The organism is Thermofilum adornatum, from assembly GCF_000446015.1.
In the GTDB taxonomy this organism is placed as follows: Archaea; Thermoproteota; Thermoprotei; order Thermofilales; family Thermofilaceae; genus Thermofilum; species Thermofilum adornatum.
The window spans coordinates 1614359-1631301 of record NC_022093.1 but is presented as its reverse complement, the minus strand read 5'-3'; the positions used below and the strand labels follow the sequence as shown (position 1 = coordinate 1631301).

Here is a 16943-nt window from a genome sequence, read left to right as displayed (position 1 = left end):
AACTTCTTCTTGAGCCTTTGCCGCATCATCCCAAAAATCGTTTAGTGGTTTATATATTTCAAAGGTAAACCTGCTTCTAGGAACTAGCTGTAAGAATTGCCTAGGGCTCCTACATCTTGCTTAGAAGTGTTAAAGCTAGGTGTTTTACTTTGTTTTCTTCGCTTTTTCTCAGGAAGTATTCCTCGTTAAAGTCTCCCCTCGCCTTTGAGTATGCGACTATGTCTTTTGCCTTTACAAGGTCTTTGACCCCTCTGTCGAGGGACGAGACTAGGTAAAGCACGGCTAGGTCTTCTGGGGAGAGGATGGCTACTTCACCAATTTGGCCGATTTTTACGTGTCTTCTCCTTGCTACTACCTCTGGGTCGTAGTTGTAGCCCTTGGGCTTTACGAGGTCGAATCGGAAGCTCTTTATGTAGAGCTTGTACTGCCAGTGTCCAATATCCATAGGCGATACTTGAAAGCGGGCGGACGCATATTCGAGGAACTCTGCTAGTCTCTCATGGTCGTCTAGGTTTACCAGGAAGTCTACGTCTAGTGTTGTTTCGGGAGGGGCGTAAAAGTTTCTTGCGAACCTGCCTATCAGGGCGTATTCTGGAAACCACTTCTTGACTAGCCTGACCGCTAGCCTTAGCGCGCTGTAGAATCTGTACTCTGTTGCCATGCCTTAGCGCCCAGTACAAGTGCGAGTACGACGAGATCTGTCCTCGTGAGACGGGTAGCCGGGTCCATTTGTCTTTCAAGGTAGTCTCTTATCTCTTCTGGGTCGACACGTAGCTGTTCGGCTGCATTGAGGAGTTCTGCGAGCTTGTTGTTGGTGGATTTTCCCAGGTAGAATCTCCTTGGTCTTTTGTACTGTTTGTCCCATAGCGTCACGTAGAGGTAGTCATTGACCCTTTGAAACTTCACAGTATATACTATGAAACCATAGTATATAAAAATTACCGTCCCTAGGGTACCGTGTCATTTGTGCAAAGCTCATGTAGGCTCTCTTCAATAGGAAAATGATATATGTATGTGAATATACACCTTATTTGTGTCTAGGCAAGGTTCTAGTTTGAGTGGTTGCAGAGAGCAACTTGTCTGGGTGCCTAGCGCTGGTGTGGGTCTTTCGGGTGTCCTCCATCTTCCCGCTGGTGTCTCTAGGCCGGTGCTTTTTCTGCATGGGTTTACTGGCAACAAGACTGAGAGTGGTAGGCTTTATACGGACATGGCTCGGGTTCTCTGTAGCGTTGGCTATGCGGCTCTAAGGTTTGACTTCAGGTGCCACGGAGACAGCCCGTTGCCGTTTGAGGAGTTCAGGATATCTCTTGCCGTGGAGGATGCGCGCAACGCTGCTGGATTCTTGAAGAATGTTCCTGAGGTGGACGGGACCAGGTTTGGCGTTGTGGGGCTAAGCATGGGCGGAGGAGTCGCTGTTAGCCTGGCGGCTGGGCGTGAAGATGTAGGCGCCCTGGTTCTTCTTTCCCCTGCATTGGACTGGCCCGAGCTTTTCCAGCGTGCACGGGGCTTTTTCAGGGCTGAGGAGGGATATGTTTACTGGGGACCCAACAGGATGAGGGACGTCTATGCCATGGAGACGATGAATTTCTCTGTTATGGGGCTTGCCGAGGAAATCAAGGCACCCACTCTAATCATCCACTCTGTAGACGACATGGTGGTCCCAATTAGCCAGGCGAAGAGGTTCTATGAGAAGCTGAAGGTAGAGAAAAAGTTCATAGAGATAGAGCACGGCGGCCACGTCTTCGATGACTACAACGTTAGACGCAGAATCGAGCAGGAAGTCCTAGAATGGGTAAAAAGGCACCTTTAAGAAGACACTGAACACTCTATTAAGTATCCTGTGTTAAAGGTTTGTAAGGTGCTTGAACTCTTATGTGATTTTAAAGAAATACGAGAACTGTCTCTGCCTCTTCTATTTCTGCTAGAGTAGTATCAGAGGTTACAATTTTTGCTCTTAGTTGTTTTGCTAGGGCGACTAAATACGCGTCCGCAAGAGAAAGCTTGTTCCAGTATTTGTGCTTTAGGCGGGCAGATTCTAGTGTGAGTTCCTCGTCCAGTGTTACAATTTTAATTGGACTATTACGGAGGACGGAGTGCCTTATGATAGCAGTTTCCCAACCAAGAACCTTAGCCGTGTTGTAGAGGAATTCGGCAACGTTAATTTCACACATGTAGAGCTGGTTTCTACCTCTGTAGGCATCTTCTATGAAGCGTTCAACCTCTTTCCTTCCAGCAAAATATAGTGAGACCGCGCTAGAGTCGAGCACGAATCTCGGTGTCACGTTCTCTCTTCCTCTCCTCCAATATAAGTCTAGTAACCTCAAGTGCCTTTTCGCCATCAGCTCCAAATAGGCTTTTGAGATCCTTAGGAACAACAATGCGGATAGAGTCCTCTTCTATGTAAAGCTGAAGTTTTGAGCCAGGCGTTATGCCAAACTTCTTTCTGACCTCTGCAGGTATGACTATTAATCCTTTCCCGTGAACTTTTACCGTGTATTTTTCGGTCACAAATTAATATGTTAAACTTTTCCTAATAAGTTTAACGTTAAACAAGTATTATTGTAGCTAAAGTCAGCCGCAAATCGCATGAAACCTTGAGCTTTTCTCAGTGACCAGAAACCTCATCACCAGTTCATACGGGGAGTTCAATCATCATCGCTGTGAGTAACTACATAAAAGGGGGCAATATAACTTTTTTCTCGTAGAGACAAGTTAAACTATTTCTTTGTATTCCTTTATGAGTTGTTTGAATATTTCTGCGTCTTTCTTGGTTAGTACGTGGATCTCTATTCTTGTGTTTGGTGCAAGCTTTCTGGCCTCGTGTAGCACGCTGAGTCTGTCGAGGTTGTCTGGTATCTCGATGAGAACGTCTATATCGCTTGCGGCTATGTTTTCTCCCCGAAGGTAGGAGCCGAAGATGTATGCTTTGCCGCCATGTTTCTCTGCAAGGCTTTTGAGGTCTGAGAGATATTTCTCGAGGTTTTCTTCTAGGTCTTTTCTTGTCTTCTTCAAATACTCGATATGCCTATACATTGAAAGACTCCCTCTACGAACCTTTTCGCCTCTACGTATTCTTTCTCGCCATAACTACGTAAAAAGTACCTTGCCCCTGTGTACGCGTCTTCAAGTATGTCGATGATGTACCATTTCTCGTCGGAAAGATTCGTTTCCGCTCAGCTCAACTAAGTCTTTTATCGAGTGAGTCCTTGGAAAGTCTCCTATTGTTCTTAGAAGGTATGCCTTTAATGCTAGCTGGACAGCCTGCTCGAGGTGGAAAAGCGCGATGTCGTATCGTCCTGTAGACGCGTCGTTGTCGCTAATCCGGTAGAAGTGTTTTGCTCTCTCCACCATCTCGTTGTAGAACCTAATGCTCAGCGCGACCATCTGTCCTTGAAAAGATAATCCTTTGCTATGTTAATAAATCCTTTGTATTCTAGAGGTCTATAAGCGAAAGCACTGATACATACTCATATCTTCTTTGCTCTTTTCCAATCGTTTTCTTTTACATATATTCTCGAGGGAAAACTCCTAAGGAGCCTTTCTAAAGGCTGGGTCTCTGAGCCCTCCGGCCTAGATTTGAGGAAATCTACAACGTCGTCGAGGATTTGGGGGTCTCCTGGGACGAATTTTTGCTTGACAGTGTAGTACCCGTCTTGCTCTGAGAAATAGACAAGGAATAGGGGTCCAAGAAGAGAGAATACCCCCGCCTGTACCTGGACGTGTTTCTTCGGCTCTTTTTCTATGTCGAAGCTTTTTACCTCGTAGAACTGTCCTACGTTGTCTTCGAAGTCTGGCTGTGCGTATAGTGCTCCGATGAAGTCACCGCTCCTCATTATTATTACGTGGGTCTTGGGCCTGAGGTATCTCACGTAGGGGCTCTTGTACCACGCGGCCAGCATGCGCCACATCTTCCTAGCCTGTTCTTTTAGCTCTTCTCCTGAAACTTCTACTTCCATGTTTTTTAGCTCGTTCCTAAGCACTGCCATTGCGCATCTCTGGGCTTTCCCGAGTAGCGACCTGGTTGTATGCATGGAATAGTAGTTGTACTTTGAGATTGCCCTGTCAAGTGCTTTTCCAAATGCAAGTCTTATGGGTGGATCGTTTTCTGGGGCCCGGCTCCTTACGTAGAGGTATGTTGGGGCAACGACAACGTTTATAGCCATGAGTCATCCTTTCGGCTTAAGAAAACCGTTTTAATTTAAGTGTTGCTTTACGAGGCAACGTCCCTAGTGGTAAGCATGTCTCCAATTATGTCGGCTCCGATAAAGTAGATGATGAGTGAGATGGGGAGGCTCACAGCAGTCAAGAGAATTAGCTGGCTGGGATAGCTGGACACCATCTGGAAAAGGGCGACGCTTAGGCTTGAAAGAGACATAGAAATAGCCAGGGTGATGAGGGCAAGCACGTCTTCAACTAGGTAGAAGCCCCTAGAAGAGAACCTGACAATTCTCCTCCTAGTCATGACTAGTGCTACCGAGCCAAGTGTGAAAACCGCGTTGAGAACGGTCATTGGGAGCGAGAACAATGGCAAAAATAGTGACACATATTCGCCAGTTACGCTGAAGAGGAAGAGCCCGCCTGCAAGGAAAGATACTAGTGTGTAGAGGGAGATCTTTGCTACAGCCACCCTTGCCAGCGGCTTGAGGTTTGGCATGCTTACCCTGTAGAGCCATATGGGGGAGAGGTCTTCCTGTATAGATAGCTGGAGCTCGATAATGATAACCATTAAAATGAATATTACAGCAAAAGTTACGAGTGAGTACGGGTCAAGCAGGGGGAAAAGCCTCTTCACAACTATCCCAGCAACATAAGAAACAATGAGTCCCGCAAACAGTATGAGCCCCTGGATACCGAGGAGGGGTCTAAGCAGGGACACTTTCAAGATGCTTACCTCGGGTCTTTCAGAGTAAAAGCCTAGGTCTAGTAGCCGTATCCCTAAACGGATAGTAAGTGTCCTCGCTGAGAATGGTTTTACTTTTTCTGGATAAATGTAGGAGGACACGAGGTACTGGAGAGTTATTAGAGTTAGGACAAAAATTCCGAGAAGCATGGTCTCAAGCAAGACTAGGCTTGCAGGCTCTTTGATGGTGAAGCAGTGGACAAGCGGCTGTACAGCTAGCAGTGTTGGGGCCTTTAAAAGTATAGGAGTCTTCCCTGTGAACAAATATTCGGCTCCCGCTGTTAATAAATACAGAAGTGCAAAGAGCCTAATTTCTTTCTCTCTTTGCGTCGCAACTTTGACGTAGCTGATTAGGCCTTCGAACGCCTCTGAGAAAGTGATCCAGAGGACAAGCGCTAGAGGGAAAAGTAAAACTTTGACTGTGTTTCCAGCCGAAAAAGCCGCCGCATAGAAGGCTCCCGGCACTAGGAACACTGACTGTACAAGGACTGACTGTGTGATTAGGTGGAGTGAGCGCCCGAGCATGTATTCCTGCATGGTTACAGGCATTGTTAGTAGGACCTCGTACTCGGCCTGCTCTGAGACTGTTATGTCACGCCTGGGGAGCATGGCTATAGCAATGAATGTGAGGGTCTGGAAGACTGCAAGGGTCTCTGTAACGTTTTCCTTGTTGAGTCCAGGAAGGGCTACGCTTTTTCTCGCGTTTTGCCAGACGTAGGGGTTGACAATTGTGAGGGAAACAACGAAAAGGTATAAAGAGATTATCAAGGCTCCTAAAAATATTAGCGCTATTTTAGCTTTACCGGCCCGCAGAATGCTCAGAGTATTTAGGGTGAGATACTTGGATATTGCTAGAGCTTTTATCACTCTAGACCCCCTTAAGGACTCTCAAGAATACCTGTTCAAGTGTAATGTCCCCGCGGGCCTCCACTTTCCGTTTCAGCTCTTCTAGTGTCCCTTCTGCAATTATCTTGCCATCAGCTATGATGCCGACCCTAGTTGCAAATCTTTCCACAGTGTCTAGCATGTGGCTGGATATGAGGACTGTACCACCCTTAACCGCATGCTCCCTCAAGACCTCCTTAAATGCTATTTGGGACTCTGGGTCCATGCCTGACATAGGTTCATCGAGGACTAGAACTTTGGGCTCATGTAGAAGGGCTGATACAACTAGGACTTTTTGGAGATTTCCCTTGGAAAGCTCTCCCATAAAGGAGTCTTCAAACTTTTCAAGCTGGAAAAGCTGGAGATACTTTTCTGTCCTCTCACTCAAAACGTCTCTGGGTATACCTCTCAAGGATGCCACAAACTCGAAGAACTCTCGGACCCTGAGGTAGTCGAAGCCAACGGGGTTTTCGGGGACATATCCAATGTTGCGTAGAGCCCTGGCCCGGTCAGCGTGGACATTTACCCCGTCGATAAGGACGTAGCCAGAGTCGGGTCTAAGTAAACCCACTATGGTCTTCAGTGTCGTTGTCTTGCCGGCCCCGTTAGGGCCTAGAAGCGCATATATTTCTCCTGGTTCCACTCTCAGAGAAACACCATTGATCGCTGTCTTGCCGCCATACCTTTTTACTAGTCCCTCGACAATTATCCCAGTTGTAGACACACGGATAGGGACATACAAAGAATAAATAGTTTGCTTGGTACCTGGCGAAGAGTTTTCCTGAGCCACTGGAGAAAAAAGGGCCTAAATGCCTTCGGCCAGCTTTTTCAACCTATTTAGCCCTTCCAATATTTTTTCGCGTGGAAGCGAGAATGAGAACCTTAAGTAATATGCTCCTAAACTTTCTGAGTAGGCGTCCCCAGGCAATGCAATCACTCCTGCACGTTCCAGTAACATAATGGCCAGCTCCCGGGAATTCCTCGCCCCCAGCCGCTTTGCCAGCTCTCTTATGCGTGGAAAAACGTAAAAGGCTCCCCCAGGCCTATACGCTTCGACGCCTGGAATCCTAGACAAGCCCTCAACTAGGAGATCCCTATTAGCCTTATACATTTCTCTCACCTTTTCAAACCATCCAAGACCGTAATCCAGGGCCTTCAGTGCAAGTAGCTGTGAATAGGTCGGTGGCGAACCATACATGCTTATTGCAACGTTTTCAAGCTTTTCTATGAGCTCTGCGCTAGCAACCATGTAGCCTAGCCTGTATCCGGCGAGACCCCACGTCTTAGAGAAGCTTCCAATATATACGGCTCCTTCTAGCAACTCAGGAAACTCCAGCACTGAAAAGTGTCTATTCTCATATACGAAGTCCTCGTAAACCTCGTCACTTACAATGAAGAATCTTTTCCTGCGGGACGCCTCAGACAAGCATTCCAACATTTCCCTCGATGCAGCTGTCCCAGTTGGATTATTTGGAAAATTAATGACAACGACTCCGCCTTCGCTATTAATAGCCTCCAGTTGGCAATCCCACTTGAAGTCATCATTGAAGTTTGCCCTCCAATATGTAACTCTTCCCCCAAAGAATGAGGCTACGTCCCTATACATCGGGAATCCCGGGTCTGGAATGTAAACATTGGTCTCGTCCTTGACCAATAGAAGCATAGACATGAATAGGGCAGATGTGGCCCCAACAGTTACAGCCACGTTTCCAGCCTTCAAGTCTGCCTTGTATTTTTGGCCTAGAAAATCAGCTATTCTTTCTCGGAGCTCCGGAAGGCCCAGGGCAGGAGAGTAGCTTGACACATCTTTCTGGGACGGTTTTATGCCAGAGAATATCTCTCCTGGTGGAAGATGGAATGGCTGGCCGATGCCGAAACTCACAGTATCCTTGTACCTGTTTGCCAGGTTGAGGAACTCGTATGATGGATCCTTCCTGAAGGCTTCGGTCTTATCCATATAAGTCCAAGTCACAAAACACAGTGAGACACAGAAATATATAAATAATTCAGAAGTTCAGATTTAAATAAAATTAGATAGGGTTGGCTTTTACCCTTTATAATGCTTTAAGATTTCTTGTAGAGCCTCTTCAACTGTCAGAGCGTTTATATCTACGCCCTTCTTTCTCAGCTCGCTTGCTAGCTGGACTATTTGGGGCGGCTTTATCGCCGCCTTCTTAAGTATGTCAAAGGCATTTAGGACTTCTCTTGTAGATCCATCCATGAGTATCTCGCCGTTAGAGACGAGGACTACTCTGTTTACAGTCTCAGCTACGAACCTCATGTCGTGGGTTATTATCACGACCGTGAAGCCTTCTCTGTTCAGCTTTTTTGAGAGGTTGGATAGCAGGTGGCGTCCAGCATGGTCCTGTCCAGTTGTGGGCTCGTCTAGTATGAGTACCTGTGGCTTCATTGCGAGGACTGATGCAACTGTTAGTAGCTTCATTTTTCCATAGTCTAGGTCGTATGGGTTGTATTGCTCGTATCCCTGCAGTCCCACTTCGCTTATAGCCCACTCCACCCTCTGCTTTACCTCTTCCTGTGATAGCCCGAGGTTTGTAGGTCCATAGGCTACTTCTTTCCACACAGTGCTCTCAAATATCTGGTGAGAGGGGTTTTGAAACACGTATCCAACTCTCTTGACAATCTCGTAGGTTGGTGTGGTCTTTGTGTCTAGCCCATCAACCATGACTCTGCCCTTTGTGGGCTTTAAGAGACCGTTTAGGTTCTTGGCGAGTGTGGTTTTTCCGCCGCCGTTCTGGCCGATTATTGCGAGTAATTCTCCTTTCTTTATTGTTAGAGATACTCCCTTTAGGGCCCAGAAGTCTGCCCCTTCATATCTGAACCATACGTCTTCTACACGTATTATTTCACTCATTTCTTTCACCTCAAAAGCTCGGAGTATATCTTTACAGCTTCCTCCAATGTGACGGGGAGAGCCACATCGACACCTGTCTTCTCTTTCAAGAGGCTTGTCAGCTCTGTGACGGACGGCGGGTCTACGCCGCGCCTCTTAAGCTCCTCAACCATGGTAACAACTTTTCTGGTGTCCCCGTAGGCTACGGCTTCACCCTTGTCTAGCAGAAGCATCTTGTCTGCAAAGTATACGACTTCCTCTATTTCGTGCTCTGCAAGGACAATAGTTGAGCCAGACTCGGTCAGCTTCTCGATTACGCTTAAAACCTCGTATTTGCCAAGTGGGTCGAGCTGGGCGGTAGGCTCATCCATCACTATGACTTCTGGGCGAAGGGCTAGGACAGTCGCAATTGCTAGTCTCTGCATCTGTCCTCCTGAAAGCTCAAATGGAGACCTCTTCTCGAGACCAGTAAGTCCAACGTAGTCTATTGCTTCTTTAACCCTCTTGTCTATTTCTTCTCGTGGGTATCCAAGCATCATCAATCCAAAGGCGACCTCTTCCCAAACGGTTAGCGCGAGTCCAGAGATCTGGTCTTCTGGGTCCTGGAAGACAAAGCCGACCTTTGTCGACATCTTTGAGATAGGTGTGTTTAAAACCTCGAAACCTGATACGATAACCCTGCCGCCGTATTTTCCACCGTAAAAGTGTGGCACGAGGCCGTTTAGAGCCTTTAGTAGAGTGGATTTTCCAGCCCCGTTTGGACCGATGACCGCGAGTACTTCTCCCTTGTTGACTGTGAAAGAGATATTTTTGAGAACAAAGTCTTTGCTTGTTGGATATGCATATGTTAAGTTTTCGACCTTAATTATTGGTTCCATGTTCTTCACCCAGACCATATCCATGGGAGATGGGCCAAGGGGGAGAAGCCTATATACACATAGACCCAGGCAAGGAAAACTGTGACGAGGAGCATTGTCATGAGGAAGGCATAGTCGAGCTTTGTGAAGCTCGCCTCGTAGAGGAGGGTCTTCTTAACGGGGGCACTGAAGCCTCTCGACTCAAGGGCTATTGCTCTTATCTGTACCTTGTTCAGTGCGCTGAGCGTTAGCGGAATAACGACTGCCAGGTAATTTTTTATTTTCTGCACGAAGCCGACGTCTGTCCTCAGCCCCCTCGCGATCTGCGCCTGCATTATAGTGTTGGCTTCCGAAGCTAGGAGAGGAATAAACTGGAAAGTAGCTATCACCATGTAGATGAGCTTGAAGGGAAACTTCATTTTGAACATTGTGGCGACAAGTTTGGCCTGGTTAGTTGTCAAGAAGAACAATAACGCAGTAGAAATTGCTACTGAGACGCGGAGGGGCCAGGTGACGCCCCACCCCAAGCCCTCAAGGTAGACAGGGTAGTTCTTTCCAAGTATGTTGATGTAGCCTATTATTGTTTTGTTCCATGGGAATCCAAGCGGCAAAGCCAATATTGGAACCGCGAATAGTATCCATGGTACTACGATAATGAGTAGTGTCAGAGCGATGGGTTTCCAGCATTTTGCGTAGACTGCTAGAGCCATTGTGACGGCTAGGAATATCAGGTTGAGTATGGGGTCGAAGAAAATATAGACTATTATAGTTGCCCAGAGGAAATACAAGAATTTGACGCGCCCGTCAAGCCTCTGGACAAAGGTTTCTGCCTCTACTGCGGTCTTCTTTAGAAGTGATACTCCTACCGACATTGAAGTCTAGCACCCATACATACATTTATAGTTTTAGACTACAAAAAAGAACCATTTTAATGAAGTGTCCCCTATTGTTTATTTGGCAAGGACGAATCTCTTCGGTATGCGTTGCGCGATAATCACAGAGATTATGAAGCTGATGGGCTTGTCAATTATTTCGGTGAATGCATTCTGGACATAGTTTGCCAGCCAGAAGTTTCCAGTCGAGGACAGCACACCAGCATAGACAGCTGCTGCTAGTGGCTTATAAAGGGGTCCCCCGCCAAAGACAAGGATGCTTATAGCTGTCGTGAATAGGGGATATACAAGCCCGTAGAGGATAATCATCATGACCCATGTCATCGGCTTCTTTAAATCGGTCCATCCCATCTTCATCATGAACCAAGCGATTGCTGCTATAGCTACGTTTGCAAAGCCCCATACCCAGCTTGGAAGACCCCAAACCGTGAGAGCCATTATTATGTTGTAGAGGAATCCTCCAGCCGCTCCTACCCAGAAGCCACCTATAAATGTGCCAAGTATTGTTGCCCAGGTATCTCCCCATATTGGAGCCTTTAGGGCTTCAACAATGACTCCGCCCACGTAATTTAGGGCAGCAATTGTGGGTATAAGGACGACGGCGATTATTGCTTTTCCTGTTGGAGAAACTTCTTTTATTTCTTGGCTCATGGTTTGTCGAAATATGTTTCGACAAAGCTCTATTTATAATTTTTTGTGTACAGTTTTTAACGGGTTATTAATAGTCTAAATGCTGTGAGCCTGCAATACCACATTAGATGCAAACCGGGAGACGTTGCAAAGTATGTAATCCTGCCAGGCGACCCCGGAAGGGTGCCTCTCATAGCTAGCTACCTAGACAGCGCTAGGAAGATAGCCGAGAACAGGGAATACGTCACATATACTGGGACATGGAAAGGCATCGGTATATCTGTGACATCGACGGGTATCGGTTGCCCCGCGGCAACCATAGCTGTCGAGGAGCTCGCAAATATTGGTGCAGAGGTCTTTATTAGGCTGGGAACATGTGGGGGAATAGACCCATCGGTGCATGCAGGCGATATCATCGTTGCCGAAGCGGCGGTGAGGGGTGACGGCGCTACAAAAGAGTATTTGCCTGTCGAGTATCCAGCTATGGGAGACCACTACGTTATACGTGCACTGTTGGACTCTGCAAGGTCGCTCGGCATAGGCGTTAAGAGAGGGATAGTGTGGACCCATGACGCGTATTATAGGGGGACATGGATAGGAGAAATGCCCCCCTCAAAACGAAGCGTATATGACCCGTGGCTTGAGGGGGGCGTCCTATGTGTAGAAAACGAGGTGAGCGGAATATACATAGTCAGCAGGGTGAGGAGGAAAAGGGCGGGAGCCATCCTTCTCTGTATGGGAAACAACCTCGTGGCTGAGCCTGAAGCTTTTTCACAGGAAGACTACATAAAGGGCGTCGAGAAAATGGTTAAAATTGTCTTGAATGCCGTAAAGTTGATGGAGGAGAACAAGGATGAATATACTCATTGAAAATGCAGGCATAGTCTTCACACAGAACGATAAAAGAGAGGTACTCAGAGACACTTCTATCTACATATCTGGAGGTATTATAAAGGAAATAGGTAAGTCTTCTCTCTTGAAAGAAAAGTATACGCCGGACCTTGTTCTAGACGCTAGTAAAATGGCGGTTCTACCGGGCCTAGTTAACCTCCACACGCACTCTGTGCAGGTACTCCTACGTGGGCGATTCGATGAGCCGCTGATGAATTGGCTACGCCTAGTTGACTTGGAATACGAGAAGCTGGACGATGTGGACGTAAGGGCGGCGGCTAGGCTTACATTTATCGAGGGACTTCTCTGCGGGACGACTACCTTCCTTGACATGGAGGGAAACGTTGAGCCAATCGTCAGCGCCGCGAGGGAAGTTGGGATAAGGCTCTACGAAGCCATTGCACTTGTGGACACAGCTGAAACAGGGGTTAGTGGGTTTACACGGGTGGCAGACCCAGAAGAAGAGGTTAAAAAAGCCTCAAAGGTGGCTAGGGAGAAAATGGCAACGGGGCAATTAAATTTTCTTTTGGGGCCAGTAGGGTTCCCAAGTAGTAGCCCTGAATTGCTAAGGATAGCCTCCGAGGAGGCGAGAAAAAATGGGCTAAAGCTACACGCCCACCTATCTGAGAGCATGGTAAACGAGGAGCTTTCTAGGAAGATGTTTGGCGTAAGTGAGACGGGCATGCTTGAGAAGATAGGCTTTCTGGGGCCCGACGTTATCGTTGCCCACGGCGTAAACCTCGACCCCATCGATATACAGGTCTTAGCAAAACATGGCGTGAACGTGGCTCATTGTCCCACGAGCAACGCCAAGCTTGGAAATGGCATAGCGCCTGCCTTGAAAATGATTAATCAGGGCTTGAATGTTGGGCTGGGAACCGATGGAGCGGCGAGCAATGATTCTCTAGATCTTTTTTCCGAGATGAAGACCTTTATCCTAATGCAGAGGGCCAGAGAGGGCTTCGACAGGCGTGTAAATGCACAGCTCGCCCTTGACATGGCTACCAGGAACGGCGGCCTGGCTCTCGATTCAAGCGGCAAGCTTGGAGTAATATCTCCAGGGGCATACGCGGATCTCGTCTTAGTTGACTTGACCCTTCCCTCTATGTTGCCTTCGGAAAATGTTCTCGATAACCTTGTTTTCTCTGGTGGGTGTAGAGCTGTTAGACACGTGATAGTAAATGGTGAACTCTTGGTCTACGATGGTAGGCTAAGAAACGAGGAACTTTATATTAGGGCTCTGGAAGAGTTCAATGAGGTTGCTAAAAGGGTGAGCTATAAATGAACGGGAAAATGATCCTGTATCTTTCCTCCTTCATTTTTATGCTGGGGGTTGGAAGCGTTGTTGGAACAATTCCGGCACTAGCAGAATCGATCGGCCTTGGACAGCATACAGGGCTAATTATTAGTGCATGGGGCTTCACCTACCTATTATGCAATATCCCGGGTGGCGCAATTGTAGACAGGTTTGGCTTCAAGAGAATTGTGCCACTAGCCATGTTGCTGAATGTTTTTCCTGGTTTGCTCTTCCTAGTGGGTCGAAGCATAGGCCTGCTAGTCCTTGGAAGGATAATTGAGGGAATACTCGAAGCTTTCATTTGGTCTGGCATAATCGGCGAGGTTTCCAGGTCTTCGGGTGAAAGGAGAATTGTAGACATAGGCCGTCTTTTCATAGCTACTTCCCTAGGCTTCACAATTGGCCCCTTCATAGCTTCCCTCCTCCAAAAGCTTGCTGTTGCTCTTCCATTCCTATTCTATATGTTAGCGTCTGTTTTTGGTGGTGGCCTGCTTCTCCTAACGGGTGACAATTATTTGAGACAGCCATCTCCTGGTCCAAGAAGGGAAGTTCTCCGCTTTAAGTTTTCTCCAGAGTTGTTTCTAGCCCTAACCGTGGGGCTAGTTGAGAGTGCATTGCCAGCTCTGTCAGTCCCCATAGCTTTTGAGGTGGGGCTTTCAGCCACGGATTCAGGGCTTCTGTTGACTCTCTACTATTTTTTCAGGCTTTATTGGACTGTATACTCTTAAGTATGCTTCACGAGAGGTCGAGGGGAGCCTTTACCCATATGTAGCACTATTCCTGGGGCTTGTTCTATTCTTTTCTCTGGGAGGCTTCCTCGAGTTGATTGGAGTATTTGCTTTAGGAGTAATTAACGCTACACTCATTAGTAGGGCTCAAAGCCTCGTTACGAGGACATATGAGGGCAACGAGTCTCTAGGATCGGGGACAGTTAATTTCTCTTGGTCTCTTGGCTATTCGCTGGGAGGATTAATTGTAGAAGCTATTAGCGCCCCAGCTAGCGCAAGGATCGCTATGATTCTAGCCCTAGGGCTGCTACTTTATCTCGTGGGGAAGAATCTTAATTGGGAAAAGTTAAACTAGCCGAAGCATAAGCATTAAGCATAGAGACATCATTTTATCCTTAAGCGTTCTATGCCAAATATAAGGGAAGCCAGGAGAGTGGCTATCAAGACTGCTATTCTGTCGGGATTTATCGATTGAGACTGTATGACAAGTATTGCCTCACCGATGGCAAAGCCTAGGAAGAACAAAGAATAAAGGGTAAATCTATGGATGACCCTGCTACCAATAACAATGTAGTCTCTCAGCTTTAGCCGCTGTGCAACTTTGTAGCCGTCTGTGGTTTTCTCAACGTAGCCCAGCTCTTCTAGACGCTTTAGATGGTAGTGAACCGTGCTTACCGGGAGGCCTAGATCTCGGGCTATTTCTCTTACCCCTGCATCTTCGTTAGACTCTAGGAGGTAGATGTATATTTTGAGAGCTGTGCCTTCTAGTTCGCCCTTTACACTCATCTATTCATTAGACAATTGTTCCATTATATTAATCAATGGGTTGTTCAAATGTTGAACGAAAGTGTTCAAGACATACAGTGATAAGCACCCTGCGCAAATACTTCTTGATGCAAATGGAAAGAAAATATATGGCACTTGCTGTCCTGCTACTCGTTCTAGGCGTAGCCACGCCCATAATGCTAAATCTTTTCTGGTCGACAAGTCCAGCAAGCCTCCAAAGCCCCAAAATCCAAACTAAAACTGCCACTACGCATTCTCTCTTAGAGTTCTACCCGATAGGCATGAACAGCTTCCAGTCTATAGAGGAGATTCTTAGATTCGTTGAGGAGAGAACCTCAAGCAAAGGCTACATGGGTCCCCCCTCCTACCTGGTTAGAGGCGAGACACAAACAGTACCTGCAACAACATCGCCCGTTACGCCCGAAAGAACTTCCCAAAGCCCGAGCACTCCCTCAAAAACAAATGTGCAAGTGGTAGGTATTGATGAGCCAGACATTGTCAAGGCCGATCGCGATATTCTTGCAGTGGCAAGCTGCTCAAAGGTAAACATCCTAAGCATGCGGGAAAAGAAAGCGTTAAGCGTTATAGACCTAGCGGAAAGCAACGTTTACGGCTTATACCTCCAAGGAGACAAACTAGTCATTATTTCTGTCTATTACACGGCCAGCCCGATAAGCATCCAGGGCTCAATGGGACCAGAAGTCCCCATATCAGCTGGCACATCCAACACGTCTATCTACGTATACTCCCTTACTACACCGGCCAAACCCGAGTTGCTTTACTCAACATACATTTATGGGATGCCCATGGGATCTAGGCTTCTAAACAATACCATATATCTAGTCGCCACGCTTCCACTAGAAGTCAAGCTTCCAGTAATAGATGGGCAGCCCCTCCCGCCAAGCTCCATAGCAAAAATAGACCCATACGCCAATAGCTACATAGTCATAGTTGCAATGGACATAGACACCGGTAAGAGAACAGCATTCGCCTTTACCTCTAGCCCCTCAACATGGATGTATATGAGCAGGGAAAGGCTTTACCTCGCAGTGCAGAGAAACATTGGTGAAGATTCCTATCGCTACTTCCTAAACGTCTCTCTAAACTATCTACCCTCTGAAGTAAAAGCCAACATATCAAGTCTCATAAGCAAGGGACAATACATGCAGGCCCTAACCGAGCTACAAAAGTATCTGGCAACATTGAGCTACGAGAAGGCAGAGGAAATAGTGAAACAAGTCATGGAACAGCTAAAGCCAATGACCGACAAGACGTATTTCTATGTCTTCGGCATAGACGGGCTCCGTTTATCCAGCCTTGGAAAATTCGAAGTAGACGGCAACGTGCTGGACCAGTTCTCGATGGAAGAAGTAGGAGATAGCTTTATTGTAGCTACAACAATATCTAGGTGGCAGGTCTACGCCCAGATGGGACGGGTAATCGAGATTGTTTACAGGCCATACAATACGACCATGGAAATAGAGATACAGACAGATGGTCAGACTAAAATACAAGTCATCAGGTTCAACGAGACCCAAGTCACACCTGCACCGTCTACACACCTCGTTGTATACACTGTCAGGATAGGTGAGCCAGAAAACGCCTTATTCATTGTAGATGTCAAAAACCTCAGGATAAGAAGCTCGTTGACTGGCATCGCTAAGGGGGAAAGAATTTACTCAGCTAGACTCGTGGGCAAAACATTCTACCTTGTAACGTATAGACAAGTGGATCCCCTTTTCGCTATAGACGTTTCAGACCCCTCTAAGCCTAGGGTTCTTGGCTACGTTAAGGCTCCCGGCTTCAGTGAGTACCTGCATCCCATAGACGATAAGACTCTTCTAGGAGTAGGCCTCATAGACGACAGGAAACTGAAAATCTCACTATTTGACGTGAGCGACCCCACAAGCATAAAGGAAAAGTCGACTGTAACACTCGATGCATGGTCCAACATACTATCAGACCACCACGCATTTACATTCGACCCGTCAACTGGGGAAGTATTCATACCGATACAATCTTGGAAGGCAAATTCGGGCGGAGTCCTAGTTTTAAAGATAAAGGGCGACAGCCTGGAATACGTCAAACTCCTAGAACACAACCAGGCACTTAGAACAGTATACACGGAGACAGAGCTATACACGGTCTCCACAAGCCAAGTCAGAGCATACGAAAGACAAGCCTACACTTTGACAGCAAAAATAGACCTGTCTGCCGGATAG

The 16943-nt window shown here is 47.1% G+C and carries 21 protein-coding genes; 6 read left to right on the top strand and 15 right to left on the bottom strand.

Translation table 11 applies throughout. The features are described from left to right. Positions 1–109: 109 nt before the first annotated feature. Both N186_RS08805 and N186_RS08800 read right to left on the bottom strand, forming a co-directional pair. A complete protein-coding gene (locus N186_RS08805; RefSeq protein WP_020963467.1) occupies positions 110–661 on the bottom strand; it encodes a nucleotidyltransferase family protein in 552 nt (183 codons plus the stop codon). After that, entirely contained in the window at positions 628–906 is a 279-nt protein-coding gene (locus N186_RS08800) for a hypothetical protein (protein ID WP_020963466.1), read from the bottom strand. Before N186_RS08800 ends, N186_RS08805 begins: the two co-directional genes overlap by 34 nt. Before the next feature lie 127 nt (positions 907–1033). Here N186_RS08800 and N186_RS08795 point away from each other — a divergent pair, with 127 nt between their 5' ends. Next, on the top strand, positions 1034–1810 hold the full coding sequence (locus tag N186_RS08795; protein WP_187147021.1) for an alpha/beta hydrolase: 777 nt from the start codon (positions 1034–1036) through the stop codon (positions 1808–1810). Between the two features lie 70 nt (positions 1811–1880). On the opposite strand, the gene N186_RS08790 is transcribed toward N186_RS08795, so the two are convergent. From N186_RS08790 to N186_RS08735, 12 genes are all read right to left on the bottom strand, one after another. Beyond that, entirely contained in the window at positions 1881–2282 is a 402-nt protein-coding gene (locus tag N186_RS08790) for a type II toxin-antitoxin system VapC family toxin (protein ID WP_052885582.1), read from the bottom strand. Beyond that, the gene (locus N186_RS08785; RefSeq protein WP_020963463.1) at positions 2254–2508 is read right to left on the bottom strand and encodes an AbrB/MazE/SpoVT family DNA-binding domain-containing protein; all 255 of its coding nucleotides are present in this window, start codon (positions 2506–2508) and stop codon (positions 2254–2256) included. Before N186_RS08785 ends, N186_RS08790 begins: the two co-directional genes overlap by 29 nt. Positions 2509–2712: 204 nt before the next feature. Beyond that, positions 2713–3033, bottom strand: coding sequence for a nucleotidyltransferase domain-containing protein (locus N186_RS08780; RefSeq protein ID WP_052885581.1), 321 nt, complete (start codon positions 3031–3033; stop codon positions 2713–2715). A 90-nt stretch (positions 3034–3123) separates the two neighbouring features. Further along, a complete protein-coding gene (locus N186_RS08775; RefSeq protein ID WP_020963461.1) occupies positions 3124–3384 on the bottom strand; it encodes a HEPN domain-containing protein in 261 nt (86 codons plus the stop codon). An 83-nt stretch (positions 3385–3467) separates the two neighbouring features. After that, the gene (locus N186_RS08770) at positions 3468–4163 is read right to left on the bottom strand and encodes a hypothetical protein (protein WP_020963460.1); all 696 of its coding nucleotides are present in this window, start codon (positions 4161–4163) and stop codon (positions 3468–3470) included. Between the two features lie 47 nt (positions 4164–4210). Further along, on the bottom strand, positions 4211–5767 hold the full coding sequence (locus tag N186_RS08765; RefSeq protein WP_020963459.1) for a hypothetical protein: 1557 nt from the start codon (positions 5765–5767) through the stop codon (positions 4211–4213). A 1-nt stretch (position 5768) separates the two neighbouring features. Next, positions 5769–6509: an ABC transporter ATP-binding protein gene (locus tag N186_RS08760; protein ID WP_020963458.1), complete on the bottom strand. Its 741-nt coding sequence runs from the start codon at positions 6507–6509 to the stop codon at positions 5769–5771. 81 nt (positions 6510–6590) lie between these two features. After that, positions 6591–7757: a pyridoxal phosphate-dependent aminotransferase gene (locus tag N186_RS08755; RefSeq protein WP_148682189.1), complete on the bottom strand. Its 1167-nt coding sequence runs from the start codon at positions 7755–7757 to the stop codon at positions 6591–6593. 75 nt (positions 7758–7832) lie between these two features. After that, entirely contained in the window at positions 7833–8660 is an 828-nt protein-coding gene (locus N186_RS08750; RefSeq protein ID WP_052885713.1) for an energy-coupling factor ABC transporter ATP-binding protein, read from the bottom strand. Positions 8661–8665: 5 nt separating this feature from the next. Continuing rightward, positions 8666–9517 carry an energy-coupling factor ABC transporter ATP-binding protein gene (locus N186_RS08745; protein ID WP_052885712.1) on the bottom strand — a complete coding sequence of 284 codons (852 nt, stop codon included), beginning with the start codon at positions 9515–9517 and terminating at the stop codon, positions 8666–8668. A 5-nt stretch (positions 9518–9522) separates the two neighbouring features. Then, the gene (locus N186_RS08740) at positions 9523–10368 is read right to left on the bottom strand and encodes an energy-coupling factor transporter transmembrane component T family protein (protein ID WP_020963454.1); all 846 of its coding nucleotides are present in this window, start codon (positions 10366–10368) and stop codon (positions 9523–9525) included. 78 nt (positions 10369–10446) lie between these two features. Further along, entirely contained in the window at positions 10447–11040 is a 594-nt protein-coding gene (locus tag N186_RS08735) for a hypothetical protein (protein WP_020963453.1), read from the bottom strand. Between the two features lie 84 nt (positions 11041–11124). Between N186_RS08735 and N186_RS08730 the strand changes: the two genes are divergently transcribed. From N186_RS08730 to N186_RS08715, 4 genes are all read left to right on the top strand, one after another. Then, the gene (locus N186_RS08730) at positions 11125–11889 is read left to right on the top strand and encodes a nucleoside phosphorylase (protein ID WP_020963452.1); all 765 of its coding nucleotides are present in this window, start codon (positions 11125–11127) and stop codon (positions 11887–11889) included. Beyond that, on the top strand, positions 11873–13195 hold the full coding sequence (locus tag N186_RS08725) for an amidohydrolase family protein (protein ID WP_020963451.1): 1323 nt from the start codon (positions 11873–11875) through the stop codon (positions 13193–13195). The genes N186_RS08730 and N186_RS08725 overlap by 17 nt, the downstream gene beginning before the upstream one ends. After that, on the top strand, positions 13192–13935 hold the full coding sequence (locus N186_RS08720; RefSeq protein WP_020963450.1) for an MFS transporter: 744 nt from the start codon (positions 13192–13194) through the stop codon (positions 13933–13935). Before N186_RS08725 ends, N186_RS08720 begins: the two co-directional genes overlap by 4 nt. A gap of 94 nt (positions 13936–14029) precedes the next feature. Then, complete coding sequence (locus tag N186_RS08715; RefSeq protein WP_020963449.1) at positions 14030–14290, top strand: hypothetical protein; 261 nt, start codon at positions 14030–14032, stop codon at positions 14288–14290. Positions 14291–14319: 29 nt separating this feature from the next. On the opposite strand, the gene N186_RS08710 is transcribed toward N186_RS08715, so the two are convergent. Next, positions 14320–14721, bottom strand: a complete 402-nt coding sequence (locus N186_RS08710) for a winged helix-turn-helix domain-containing protein (protein ID WP_020963448.1) — start codon at positions 14719–14721, stop codon at positions 14320–14322. A 128-nt stretch (positions 14722–14849) separates the two neighbouring features. Between N186_RS08710 and N186_RS08705 the strand changes: the two genes are divergently transcribed. Beyond that, the gene (locus tag N186_RS08705; RefSeq protein WP_187147020.1) at positions 14850–16943 is read left to right on the top strand and encodes a beta-propeller domain-containing protein; all 2094 of its coding nucleotides are present in this window, start codon (positions 14850–14852) and stop codon (positions 16941–16943) included.

Bases quoted from the DNA above. Each gene is read 5' to 3' on its own strand.
- N186_RS08805 (WP_020963467.1), bottom strand. From the start codon at position 661: ATGGCAACAGAGTACAGATTCTACAGCGCGCTAAGGCTAGCGGTCAGG.
- N186_RS08780 (WP_052885581.1), bottom strand. From the start codon at position 3,033: ATGTATAGGCATATCGAGTATTTGAAGAAGACAAGAAAAGACCTAGAA.
- N186_RS08775 (WP_020963461.1), bottom strand. From the start codon at position 3,384: ATGGTCGCGCTGAGCATTAGGTTCTACAACGAGATGGTGGAGAGAGCA.
- N186_RS08770 (WP_020963460.1), bottom strand. From the start codon at position 4,163: ATGGCTATAAACGTTGTCGTTGCCCCAACATACCTCTACGTAAGGAGC.
- N186_RS08750 (WP_052885713.1), bottom strand. From the start codon at position 8,660: ATGAGTGAAATAATACGTGTAGAAGACGTATGGTTCAGATATGAAGGG.
- N186_RS08745 (WP_052885712.1), bottom strand. From the start codon at position 9,517: ATGGAACCAATAATTAAGGTCGAAAACTTAACATATGCATATCCAACA.
- N186_RS08740 (WP_020963454.1), bottom strand. From the start codon at position 10,368: ATGTCGGTAGGAGTATCACTTCTAAAGAAGACCGCAGTAGAGGCAGAA.
- N186_RS08735 (WP_020963453.1), bottom strand. From the start codon at position 11,040: ATGAGCCAAGAAATAAAAGAAGTTTCTCCAACAGGAAAAGCAATAATC.
- N186_RS08725 (WP_020963451.1), top strand. From the start codon at position 11,873: ATGAATATACTCATTGAAAATGCAGGCATAGTCTTCACACAGAACGAT.
- N186_RS08720 (WP_020963450.1), top strand. From the start codon at position 13,192: ATGAACGGGAAAATGATCCTGTATCTTTCCTCCTTCATTTTTATGCTG.
- N186_RS08710 (WP_020963448.1), bottom strand. From the start codon at position 14,721: ATGAGTGTAAAGGGCGAACTAGAAGGCACAGCTCTCAAAATATACATC.
- N186_RS08705 (WP_187147020.1), top strand. From the start codon at position 14,850: ATGGCACTTGCTGTCCTGCTACTCGTTCTAGGCGTAGCCACGCCCATA.